Genomic DNA, 10,343 nt, shown 5'->3' with positions numbered 1-10,343 from the left:
GCCAATAAATGCCTGTCATTTGCTATTTCTAGCCAAGCATAAAAGCCACACAATAAGCGGTTGCTAGAATAGATAAGTCTTTAAAACTCAGTGAATTAAAGTGAAGCTGTTTCATGGCTTCACCATTAACTTGTAATACTTTTGGATTTTTCTTATAAAGATCGGCAAACTTTTGAATGATATTGACTAAAAAATCAGGGTCAGCTTGTGAGTAAAGCACATTCATTGATTTGGCTGTCTCAAAAACGTCTTCAATTTCTGGCTGTTCTTCTTTTTCTGCCTCTTTTTTGGCTTCTGCTGCACCCTTAATGGCTTCTTCATTTGCCGCTAAGAAAGCTTGCCCAATGGTGCTGCTGGTGTATTTGCCTTGTGAATACAAAAACTGCCCAGAAAGGGCAGCGCATGCTTTGGCAAAGTCAATCGAAAAGCCAACAGGCTCAACAATATCAACAAAGGCGATTCCGTCTTTTTCAAGTGGATTAATTAATTGAAATGTATGCATTTAAACCACCTGTGTCCCTGTTAATGTAATTTCTGTAAAGGGTTGCCCATTATCTTCAACCATTAAATCTGTGTCGTCAGAAACAAACATATTTTTGTAGTCGTAACGTGCATTCCCATTTGTTAAAGACACATTCAGGCCGTTTGAGCTTTTAGCATAGATGAAATTTCTAAGTTTATCTAAGTCTCTTAGCACCATTCTAAATGTGACAGATTGTAGGTTGTTGTCCATTTTTTCAGATGCGATTGTTGCTCTTTGGCCTGCTTTAATCGTTGATTTAGGGTCATACTTTGGCGTAAAAAGGCCATAACTTAGAGAACCCGCTTCAATTTCGATCGCGTCTCCCTCAATAAAGACGCTTAATCCTGTTGAATTAGCCATTTTTAATCCTTGTAGTTAAATACTGTTTTGATGGTGTAATCAATACGACCAACATGTGTCACCATTTCATAGGTGCCTGTTTGTGTGATTTGCTGATTTTGTGGGCTGAATGTAATGGTCAATAACCGTAAAAAAGCTTTTTCTGCATCTGCACCAGAAGTCACCAGTGCCAAATCAGCCAATTCACGATAGACAATTAAATTCCATTCTCTGACCATTTGTTCGTTGACCATGGAGCGGCCAGATATTAACTCGCCATTGGTCATGCGGGTATTGGCAAATTTAATCCGTGCGCTTCTGTCCCAATACTCACGAATTGCCATCGCTGTAAACAAAGACTCAACTTGTTTAAACGTTAAGTTGGTGTTGCCTGCGCTGTCTGTTTTCCACATCGTCACAAAGTTGCCACTGATCGTATTGGTTCCTGTGCGATTTGTGCCGTAGGTGGAAATATTAAGCCTATCAGCTAAAATATTTTGCGTAGTATGGTCAAAATACCAAGCAGGGTTAGAAGGTTTGGTGTTCGGTACACTAATATTGTGCATCGGAAACGAAGCCAAAGCTGTGCCGCCTGTGTAATCATCCAACCCTTCAGCAATAAAGCCTAAATCGGTTAAATCTGCACCCTCTGTCAACATTCTGGCGTGTGCTGTGGCAATAAAAGCCAAACTTGTATCAGGCAATTGTTTTTTGTCTGAGCCAATGGACGCACCAAATAAACCGTCAATTTTTCGCGCTGCCACAAAGCTGATTGATTTTGTGTTGTATGTACTGGTTTCTGTTTCGGCTGCTACTGTGTCAGCAATAGTGATGCTGGTAAACGCCAAGCCACTGATTACTTCATTAAACGCATTAAAACGATCATCTAATAAAGAATAGGCAAATTGCACCGTATTTTTATAGTAATCAGGCCATAAAATATGGGTATAACGTGTGTCGCCGATAATATCGAATAAATCGCTTGTTGGCTGTGTTGGTGGGGTGCTGGTATGAGTTACTGTGCAAGCTAAAGTTAAATCTTTATACTCAACATGCACTGGTGTCGAATCAGTAACAAAACCATCTACCCAGGTAATTGTGACCACGCCAGCCGCAGCCGCAGCAGTATAAGGGCGCACAGTTTCATTGTTTAATTGATTGGCAACTGCTTGCGCCAAGGTAGTGACTGTATCACCTGCTTTAAAATCCACATTAGCGAAGTATTTAAAGCCGTCAAACACATCAACTGTTAATGTGCCATCTGCCGCAGGGGTTGCTGTAAATTCAATTGTGGTGGTTGCCGTGTCTGCATCCGTATTTTTTACTAATAAGAAATCGATAGGTACATTTTGATTAGATCCATTGTATGCAGCTTCCCACCGATGATATGTGGAACCTGTGCCGATTAAATTAGCCACCTCTTTTGCTGAAGCCAATTCATAACTGGTGTTGATGGCTTTTTGTAGCCACGCTGTTGTACCTGAGCCAAAAATAGCATCTTTTGCAGCAGGTACAGCACCCACAATCAACACACGAGGACGATCTAAAGTGGCAATACTGTCATCAGGTACAATATTGCCGTTTACAATAGGGTTATTTATTGCTGACATTATTTTATTTCCTTTTTCTTGGTTTCAAAAACTTGGGTTTTTACTTCAATCAAATAACCCTTTTTTTGTGCTTCTCTAAGTTCTTTGGTCATTAAAAAACCGTCATTGCTGACGGTTAATGTGCCTGTTTGGTTGGGTGCAATGCCACCTATTGGCACCCCTTTGATATTCTTAAATTGTTTATACATTAAAGTGGTACCTCATCTAAATTGACACTTGAAAATATCGGCTGTGGCTCACTTGCCCCATCTGATACATACATTTGACCTTCTGTTTTATTGATATCCCTTGTGGGTACGTCATAATATAAATAACCTTGTTTAAAGCCGTCTTGCTCTGTTTCGATTTGATCTAATGCTTGATATTCGTAGACAAAACCAAAGTTGGCTATATCTGATACATCAGCTTGACCTGCGCCAAGAGGCATAATTTTTAAACCATCTGTACGATTAAAACGATAGCCAAAAAAGACCCGATCAAAGACTTCTTGAATGGCTCCATACGCTTCATTTATTTGAAAACGTGCCGCCTCTTGTGATTTGTTTCTAGGCCAAAATACCAACACGTTAAAAGCTGTGGTAACATTTAAGAACGTTTTGCCTGTTCTGTTTTCCGCAATAATGCCCGCGTCTGCTCTTTTGTCTGCTATGACGTTTCTATCACCCATGATCAAATAAGCAAATAGGGCTTCATTGTCTTTTATCTTTTGAGTGTAATGCGCTTTGGCGCGCTCTATGTCTGGCACAACTGACACATTAACCAATTCAGATACAAACCCAACGCGACATTCACAAGGGTAAACATAACCATTATTTAACTTAAATGTGACTTGTGTTGATGTGACTTTTTTGCACAGAATATAACCATCTTCAGCAATCAAATGTTCAATAATCGCCCCAGAAAATGGGTTAGTCTCTCCATTTCTGGTGATGACAGTTTGTCTGTTGGGTACACTAAAAATAGACTGTTGATTTGCCCAGTTTCCTTCTACTGTAAAATGCGTTTCATCTTCATCTTGTAAAGGTGCGGTGACTCTATGATTGTGCTCTGTGGTTAATGCCCACCCCAAAGCAGAAGACCCAACACAATCTGTAACAGGGTTGATTAAATCTATTTCTCTAACAATATAATGCCTACCCACAACAAACCCTGTTGTGTCGGACAATGTCACCACCAAATCAAGATCGCTGTTTATTTCTGCACTTAGCGGTATCTTCTTACTAAAAAATCGACCCGTCACGAATGGCAGCACTTTGTATAAATGTAATAACAACTGATCTGAGCTAATCATTTAAATACTTTCTGAATTTCATGATCTAAATTCTTTTCAATATCATCTGTTTTTTGCTCAACAAGAGGTTTTAGAAATGTTCTGGCATCCATTTTGCGTGTGCCATTTTCTAAATAAGCGGCATAATGGGCAGAATTGCCAAATAATAATGTTTTGTTGGCAACTCTATAATTTTGGGAATTGACTAATTTTCCTGATAATTTAGCAGGGTATTGACCAGGGGCGGATGCTTTATGTGCCATGCCTCTGATAATATACAATCGTCCTGATCTGGCACCTGTAGACAGCTCTTTTTTGATATTGTCTGTGATTTCCTTGCCAGACTTTCTAAAACCAAGTGTGATTGCTTGATTCACTTTAAAAGAAGGTGTTTTTGATAACCGCTTGACCTTAATCATGAACGGCTTTCTGGTATATCCCCACCTTTTTTACAATAAAGAGCAATTGTTTCATGGTATTCACCTAAATCTTCAACCGCTTCAATTCTGTACAAAATGCCTGCTTCATCAGTGATTAAATGTTGTGTGACATCAATTTCAATAAACAAATCAGCAAAACGCACATAAAACATATGACTTATGTCTGTATTGGTATTCAATAGCTGCACAGGCCTTGTTGGTTTTACCGTTTCACATGCTGCGTAGATTTGCGCCAATGTGGTGACACTGGTTATGTCTTGCGCGGTATCATCTGGATGATCACCATTAATTGTGCGCTGTCCAATACTTAATAAATGGTCTAAATCAGTAGGGCACAATTTAATTTTAGTGAATGTTTTATAATTACACCGCATAATCATAACGCCTAAGCACATAAGGATAGAGCAACATAGTAACTGCTTTTGGCAGATTGACACCATTTTCAGAAGTGCCTGAACATGTACACCCACCTGCGCCGCAATCACTCGGATTTTCAAACATATATACAGCCATATTTAATATGGCTTCTTGTAGCACAATTGGACATGTCCAATTGCCTTCATCATCTTCTCCATAGCCAGCTTTAAATACCACGGTTACAGGGTATAAAGTACAAGCAACTGTTTCTTGTGGTTCTTCAGTGATATAAACCTCACCAAATTCATTGACCACTTCAAGAAATCCCTCAATATTTATGTCTGTGTCTTCTTGTGTTCTATAAGTAATAGATATTAGAGCATCATCAAACACAGGCGCACGAGCGCAATCGATCATTGGTTGATTATTTGCCCTAGAGGGCGTAAATTCTGAAAACTTACCAATGACTTCACATTCTGCCAAGATACGCCATGTGTATGACTCAATCAAAATAACCGCCACATCAAGCAACCCTTTAAGCGAATCATCCCTTGTATTGTCCAAAATTTTTAATTTCTTTTTTAATTCTGGTAACAATAGGGCGGATACATCTATTGCACTGGGTTGCCTGATAAAGCGTTTCATTTTGCGTCTTTCTTCTCTTGTTTTTTGGCTTCAAGCAATCCTTGTCTTTTTGCCTTTTCAATTTCTTTTTCGGGCAGATCAACAGGCGCGCCTTTTTTAAATGACAATACTTTGCCATCCAATAGCCAGTTAAAATCCTTAGTTGCTATCATGCCCATACGCCTACAGGGTTAGTGTGACCACGAGCCAACAAGGTTGATGCAACACTTGCTTTTAACTGATCATGATAAGCTGACAAATACACACCAACAAAGACAATCTTGCCTGCGGCAATAGTAAATTCATTGTTTGTTTCATTGAGTGTAATATCGCCAGAATCAAGATCGTTGTTGTTAAAAACAAGGCGCTCTAACGGAACAACAGTGTCTGTTACATCTACTGTGGAGATTTCGCTGATTGTTGCTGCTGCCCCTGTACCAGTTATGATAAAAATAAAATCACGAAAACCATCTTTAACTACTGATTGATCAATAGCAACAGCCGTATCTGCCGCCAATACCTTGGCGCGTAATTCTGTAGAAATGCTTGCATTTACTGACATTTTTTATATCCTTTATTTGTTCATTAAAAAACCGCTCAATGAGCGGCTTAAACACCTTTTACGGCACGAATGGCTTCTTCATCCCATGTTGACCCACCTGCAAAGGTACAAATGCCGTATTCAGTAAACCCTTCTTCTTTTCGGGTTATTTCGTCTCGATATGTTTTGTATACACCATTTAATAAACCAAGGTAAGCGCGTTTCATATCGCCAAACAACAAAGGAAGTGTGTTTGCGGCAACAGTACTGTCCATGCCTGGCATGATGGTGTATGGTTTGCCCGCCATTGTTGCGCTAATTGAACCATTGATGCCAGGTTGATAGATTGGGCGACCCTCATTATCTGTTTCAGTTAAGAATTGAACCAAGATATCAAATGTAAAAAAGAACTTGCCACTTAAACGATAACGTTCATAATTAAAAGCTTTTTGAACATTGTACAAATCTTTCCATGTCAATGAACCACCAGTTCCGACCGTAGGCGTGGCCGTATCTGTTAAGAATTTTTCATTTAACAGACCAAAAGGCTTAGAGTTGTTACCATCACCACGCAACATATCATCTTGAATGTTTAAGCCAAGGTCAAACATGATATCTTGCAAAATAACAGATTCTCCCTCGACATTTTGACCAGTCAAAAATTCCTCTGTGGCTGCCTCTTGTGAGTAGTAACGAGTAAGACTAATTGTCTTTTTCTCTAAATTGCGTTTTGTTTTGCCACGAGAAGCCTGTTTTTCACCTGCTGGTTTTGCCCCATCAATTAATTTTTTACGCGCAAAAGCAATACCACTTGTTGATTGCTGCGTAAGAATGGTCGCCTCATTAAACATTGGGTTTGCGTCTCTCATGTAAGAGAGTAACAAACTAGGTAAAAACTGAGGGTTGACATAAATGCCACCTGCTTGTGGGTCAGTAGCAGAGCGCGCCTTAAATTCGGTAATTGATTTTTCTTCTGTTGTTGCTTGAACCAATGCTTGCATTAAATGCCCTGTTGCTGCTTTAATGTCAATTTTTTCAGGGTCAGCCTTGCCTTTTGCGGCAATCTTTTCAAGCAGATCAATACGGTCTTCTTGTTTCTTAACTTCTACTTCAGCGCTTGCTTTGTAGTCTTCAAAGGTTTTTACTGCTTCTATAACCTTTTCTTTCATTTCTTTGACTTCTGATTCATACTTTCCTGCCTTTTCATCTACCGCTTCACGAATTGCTTTTAGGGCAATTTGTACATCTTCTAACGCTTTTTTTTCTTGTTCCATCGTAATAACTCCATTTAATAAAAAAAGACCATCATTCCGATGGTTATTGAATTTTGCTGGCTGCTTGGTTAAGCATGTCAGCAAGTGATTTGATATTGCGCTTACTCTCTATTTCACTTGCGCTATTTTTGAGCATTAAGGCAATTTGTTCTGTCATGGTTGGTGTTTCAATATCGGCTGATTTTGAACTGGTCACAACCGCATTTTCATTTGCGGGGAATAGCACAATTGAACCTTCCATCAACTTAAACTGATTAATGATACGATTTGCGCCTTTTAGGTTTTCTGGTATGTCATAGCTGACTTTTTGCGCCACATAACCAATTGACATTTTGAGCTGAATACCTTTGTTTGATAACCACCGCAAACGCGCGCCAAGCCCTTTTAAATCTTCCTGCAAAATATCATCTGGCATCATTTCGCCTTTAACAAAAAGACCAAACTCATCTTCTTTTATAACTTCTAATGCGCCAGATAATTGTCTATGCTCCCAAAAAGCATATAGTTTTTTGCCTACATTCAAAGCACCTGCACCAGGCGAAATAACATCACCATAACTGTCAATGTTTCCATATGCAGCAACGTAACCTTCCCACTCAAAAGAGTTGTCATCTAGTTGCTTGATATCAACATTAAATTCTTTGGTTTCTATGTTCATATTACGTCCACTTCTGTTGCCTCTGACACTCTTGTAATGCTGGCAATACTGACTGTGAAATCATTGTCAGCAAAAGATGTTCTCGCTCTTAACTGATAGCCTGCACCAACTGCCAACGAGGCATTGTCTGCAATTGTTAATATCTCAGCAGTAAAAGACTCTGCTGTTGTATTGCTTGGCAAAGTAATACTCACATTGCTTGTAAAGCCGCTATCTGGATTGATTATTTCAATAATCAAAGAACCATTGTTTGCTGCTGCTTTATTTGCATATGAGCCAATAATGCGCCATCTATGTACTTGACCTAGCTTATTGTTTTCTCTCAGTCTGTTAGCAACATAAAAATCTGTCGCGTAATCACTTGATGAACCATAAGGCCATATTGTTGTGGGCGAAGCTGAAATTGTGTGAGTTGCCGAGCCAATATTAAAAGTTTGATTTGTTGTAGCTGTGAAATTTGTTAGAGAAAGCCCTGTGTAATTAACCTTTACTTGCCCAGCTCTATTTTTATATGATTTGCTTTCAAGCGTAGTTAATCTTGTGTTTTGCGCCTCATCTGTATTAGTCAACGCTAAAATATTTTGAGTGTTAACAGTGACTGAAGTTTGTAATGCTGATATGTCACCATTAATGGTCGTAATCTGATCATTAATTACATCAACGTCACTATTTAACTCATTTATTGCATTTTGAATTTCCGTTAAATCGCCACCACCAGCATTAATTAACTCCTGTATTTTTGCGCTAGCTTGACCAACAAATTGTTCTAAGTTGTCAACATTTCGGAACAAATTGCCTAAAACTTTTTTGTCTCTTATCTTAACTTCTGTTGAGTCCATTATTTGCTCCAATTTATACTGTATACAGTAATACAACGACAACTTGCGGTTTCTCGAATGGGGGCGCGTCTATCTCTTGGATAGAGCAGGTTAAAGCCACCAACAAGAAAATATTCAAGCAAGCTGACCTGCTGTCCATTTGCCTGTAGGTGTGTTGGTCTGGTTTTGTCATCAATAATAGAAAACCATGTTTTTGTGATTGCTGCGCCTGCTGCCAAAAATGACACAATTGCATATTTACCAATCTCAACAGAGCCATGCACAGCATCAGTTGCATAGCCTTCTACACGGCCTTTGCGCCTTGCATTTAGTGTGTTTTCAATTACCTTGTCTTGATTGATCTCTTGCTCTTGATAAGCAAGACTCGCTTGCTGTGCGATTTTTATTGATCTGGCAATAATTAAAGCAATGGCTTCTTGTGCATATGCATCAATGTCATTTTGGTTGTAGGCAATTTGACCAGCTTCTTCTGTTACTGCGTTGTCACGAATAAAAACCCACCCCAAAGCGCGTGATTGTTTGATCTTTTCTAACGCAATGTTTTGATCAATTAAATCAACTGTGAGCACCCCAAACAATTTAAGGCTACTTAAAAGCGAGCGATCAATAATATGAATAGCTGATAAAAAAAGAGCAGATGCTTTTTTTTCTAGCTCCGCTCTTTTTCTGTCTTCTTCTCTCGATGTCATATCTCAACGCCTAGACTTTCTATGGGCACATAACGAGATTCAACAAGCAAAATATCGCCATTGGTGTGTGGTGATAATCCTAACTGTTGACGCATTTCATTTATTGTTTCAACGCCTAAATCTTTACGATCTTTAGCCGCCTTGGTTAACATTTTCTGAATCACTGGAATTTCTTGTATATTCGTCAATGTTGTATATTTTTTATTCTCACGCTTGGCTATTTCTTCGCCTATGGTTGAATAAATCATATTAGCTAAAGGGATAACAGTTTCCGTGTAGAAGTTTTCTTGTGCTGTCTCGTAGTTATTAAAAGTGCTTGCTGAAGCTTTAACAAGTGGCAATGGAACACCACAGCCAAGATAAACCCTCGCCTCACATGCTTCTTGTAGTTGTATGAAATCCATGTCACGAGGGGTTAGCCCCATTTCTTTTAAATCAAGTTCACCATTTGTTGCCAGAATACCGCCATAGTTTTTCCTGCGTATCTGGTTATCTACTGACTCAAGCCTAGATTGAAACTCTGTTTGTGTAGGACTGTCTTTAAAAGTAATTAAAGTGCTCAAACGTCCGCCATTTTGCATTAATGCTGCATTACGTTTTAAGCCATCTGTTAAAACAGCAATTTCAAGCGCAACATTTTGCAAATGCGACCGCTCTGAAGGGTATTCAATGATAACAAGCTGTTTTAATCCTGTTTGAATATCAACAAGTCTATTTTTTTCATCATAGACATAAGTGCCTGCATAATCATCATTAAATATTGTTATATAATCTATATCACCATGTGAATTTAGAAAACGATTAACTTTTTTACCCTTGACATAATGAATCTCAATAGGGGCTGAATTCACATTCCCAACCAAAACAACATAAGCACTTTTATTTTTATAGATATCCTCTGTTATTTTGTATACAAGATCATCACCAGTTGCCTTGTCATTCGGCTTATTAAGCAAATCAACTGATCTTGTCTTAATAACATTATCACCATCTTTAGAAATAGGGTTTGAGTTTGCAATGGCTGACGCAACTTTGTCCACGCCGTCCGCAGCCACTGAGCAATTATCTAGTTTCCAATAATAATCTATTTCCGGAATTTCTAAATTAAACGAGTGGTCATATGCTGTTGATGTTTTTTTGCCAAATAACTTAGCTGTGAAATTCTTAATCATGCTCATA

Annotated in this window: 15 protein-coding genes; all 15 read right to left on the bottom strand. The window is 38.8% G+C overall.

All coding sequences use genetic code 11. The features are described from left to right. Positions 1–28: 28 nt before the first annotated feature. The 15 genes from AADH04_RS05660 to AADH04_RS05590 are packed head-to-tail and all read right to left on the bottom strand — an operon-like array spanning position 29 to position 10,342. Positions 29–502 carry a hypothetical protein gene (locus AADH04_RS05660; RefSeq protein ID WP_434779274.1) on the bottom strand — a complete coding sequence of 158 codons (474 nt, stop codon included), beginning with the start codon at positions 500–502 and terminating at the stop codon, positions 29–31. Further along, positions 503–883 carry a hypothetical protein gene (locus AADH04_RS05655; protein WP_434779273.1) on the bottom strand — a complete coding sequence of 127 codons (381 nt, stop codon included), beginning with the start codon at positions 881–883 and terminating at the stop codon, positions 503–505. A gap of 2 nt (positions 884–885) precedes the next feature. After that, complete coding sequence (locus AADH04_RS05650; RefSeq protein WP_434779272.1) at positions 886–2,472, bottom strand: hypothetical protein; 1,587 nt, start codon at positions 2,470–2,472, stop codon at positions 886–888. Beyond that, positions 2,472–2,660 (bottom strand): hypothetical protein, encoded by a 189-nt coding sequence (locus tag AADH04_RS05645; protein WP_434779271.1) that lies wholly within the window; start codon positions 2,658–2,660, stop codon positions 2,472–2,474. Before AADH04_RS05645 ends, AADH04_RS05650 begins: the two co-directional genes overlap by 1 nt. After that, on the bottom strand, positions 2,660–3,763 hold the full coding sequence (locus AADH04_RS05640) for a hypothetical protein (RefSeq protein WP_434779270.1): 1,104 nt from the start codon (positions 3,761–3,763) through the stop codon (positions 2,660–2,662). The genes AADH04_RS05645 and AADH04_RS05640 overlap by 1 nt, the downstream gene beginning before the upstream one ends. Next, entirely contained in the window at positions 3,760–4,161 is a 402-nt protein-coding gene (locus tag AADH04_RS05635) for an HK97-gp10 family putative phage morphogenesis protein (RefSeq protein ID WP_434779269.1), read from the bottom strand. Before AADH04_RS05635 ends, AADH04_RS05640 begins: the two co-directional genes overlap by 4 nt. Next, positions 4,158–4,556, bottom strand: coding sequence for a phage head completion protein (locus tag AADH04_RS05630; RefSeq protein WP_434779268.1), 399 nt, complete (start codon positions 4,554–4,556; stop codon positions 4,158–4,160). The genes AADH04_RS05635 and AADH04_RS05630 overlap by 4 nt, the downstream gene beginning before the upstream one ends. Next, a complete protein-coding gene (locus AADH04_RS05625) occupies positions 4,546–5,184 on the bottom strand; it encodes a hypothetical protein (RefSeq protein ID WP_434779267.1) in 639 nt (212 codons plus the stop codon). The genes AADH04_RS05630 and AADH04_RS05625 overlap by 11 nt, the downstream gene beginning before the upstream one ends. Next, entirely contained in the window at positions 5,181–5,336 is a 156-nt protein-coding gene (locus AADH04_RS05620; protein WP_434779266.1) for a hypothetical protein, read from the bottom strand. The genes AADH04_RS05625 and AADH04_RS05620 overlap by 4 nt, the downstream gene beginning before the upstream one ends. After that, entirely contained in the window at positions 5,333–5,725 is a 393-nt protein-coding gene (locus AADH04_RS05615) for a hypothetical protein (protein WP_434779265.1), read from the bottom strand. The genes AADH04_RS05620 and AADH04_RS05615 overlap by 4 nt, the downstream gene beginning before the upstream one ends. Before the next feature lie 47 nt (positions 5,726–5,772). Further along, positions 5,773–6,978, bottom strand: coding sequence for a phage major capsid protein (locus tag AADH04_RS05610; protein WP_434779264.1), 1,206 nt, complete (start codon positions 6,976–6,978; stop codon positions 5,773–5,775). A 43-nt stretch (positions 6,979–7,021) separates the two neighbouring features. Continuing rightward, positions 7,022–7,636, bottom strand: a complete 615-nt coding sequence (locus AADH04_RS05605; protein ID WP_434779263.1) for an HK97 family phage prohead protease — start codon at positions 7,634–7,636, stop codon at positions 7,022–7,024. Next, positions 7,633–8,475 carry a hypothetical protein gene (locus AADH04_RS05600; protein WP_434779262.1) on the bottom strand — a complete coding sequence of 281 codons (843 nt, stop codon included), beginning with the start codon at positions 8,473–8,475 and terminating at the stop codon, positions 7,633–7,635. The genes AADH04_RS05605 and AADH04_RS05600 overlap by 4 nt, the downstream gene beginning before the upstream one ends. Then, positions 8,475–9,164: a hypothetical protein gene (locus AADH04_RS05595; protein ID WP_434779261.1), complete on the bottom strand. Its 690-nt coding sequence runs from the start codon at positions 9,162–9,164 to the stop codon at positions 8,475–8,477. Before AADH04_RS05595 ends, AADH04_RS05600 begins: the two co-directional genes overlap by 1 nt. Beyond that, a complete protein-coding gene (locus AADH04_RS05590) occupies positions 9,161–10,342 on the bottom strand; it encodes a phage portal protein (protein WP_434779260.1) in 1,182 nt (393 codons plus the stop codon). The genes AADH04_RS05595 and AADH04_RS05590 overlap by 4 nt, the downstream gene beginning before the upstream one ends. Position 10,343 lies beyond the last annotated feature (1 nt).

The sequence above is a fragment of the Neisseria sp. Ec49-e6-T10 genome (assembly GCF_051132615.1).
GTDB lineage: Bacteria > Pseudomonadota > Gammaproteobacteria > Burkholderiales > Neisseriaceae.
Note: the sequence above shows the minus strand (reverse complement) of the source record. Positions and strands in the feature narration are given on the sequence as shown.

Excerpts from the sequence above, each read along its gene's own strand:
- AADH04_RS05660 (WP_434779274.1), bottom strand. The coding sequence starts at position 502 with ATGCATACATTTCAATTAATTAATCCACTTGAAAAAGACGGAATCGCC.
- AADH04_RS05655 (WP_434779273.1), bottom strand. The coding sequence starts at position 883 with ATGGCTAATTCAACAGGATTAAGCGTCTTTATTGAGGGAGACGCGATC.
- AADH04_RS05650 (WP_434779272.1), bottom strand. The coding sequence starts at position 2,472 with ATGTCAGCAATAAATAACCCTATTGTAAACGGCAATATTGTACCTGAT.
- AADH04_RS05645 (WP_434779271.1), bottom strand. The coding sequence starts at position 2,660 with ATGTATAAACAATTTAAGAATATCAAAGGGGTGCCAATAGGTGGCATT.
- AADH04_RS05640 (WP_434779270.1), bottom strand. The coding sequence starts at position 3,763 with ATGATTAGCTCAGATCAGTTGTTATTACATTTATACAAAGTGCTGCCA.
- AADH04_RS05635 (WP_434779269.1), bottom strand. The coding sequence starts at position 4,161 with ATGATTAAGGTCAAGCGGTTATCAAAAACACCTTCTTTTAAAGTGAAT.
- AADH04_RS05630 (WP_434779268.1), bottom strand. The coding sequence starts at position 4,556 with ATGCGGTGTAATTATAAAACATTCACTAAAATTAAATTGTGCCCTACT.
- AADH04_RS05625 (WP_434779267.1), bottom strand. The coding sequence starts at position 5,184 with ATGAAACGCTTTATCAGGCAACCCAGTGCAATAGATGTATCCGCCCTA.
- AADH04_RS05620 (WP_434779266.1), bottom strand. The coding sequence starts at position 5,336 with ATGATAGCAACTAAGGATTTTAACTGGCTATTGGATGGCAAAGTATTG.
- AADH04_RS05615 (WP_434779265.1), bottom strand. The coding sequence starts at position 5,725 with ATGTCAGTAAATGCAAGCATTTCTACAGAATTACGCGCCAAGGTATTG.
- AADH04_RS05610 (WP_434779264.1), bottom strand. The coding sequence starts at position 6,978 with ATGGAACAAGAAAAAAAAGCGTTAGAAGATGTACAAATTGCCCTAAAA.
- AADH04_RS05605 (WP_434779263.1), bottom strand. The coding sequence starts at position 7,636 with ATGAACATAGAAACCAAAGAATTTAATGTTGATATCAAGCAACTAGAT.
- AADH04_RS05600 (WP_434779262.1), bottom strand. The coding sequence starts at position 8,475 with ATGGACTCAACAGAAGTTAAGATAAGAGACAAAAAAGTTTTAGGCAAT.
- AADH04_RS05595 (WP_434779261.1), bottom strand. The coding sequence starts at position 9,164 with ATGACATCGAGAGAAGAAGACAGAAAAAGAGCGGAGCTAGAAAAAAAA.
- AADH04_RS05590 (WP_434779260.1), bottom strand. The coding sequence starts at position 10,342 with ATGAGCATGATTAAGAATTTCACAGCTAAGTTATTTGGCAAAAAAACA.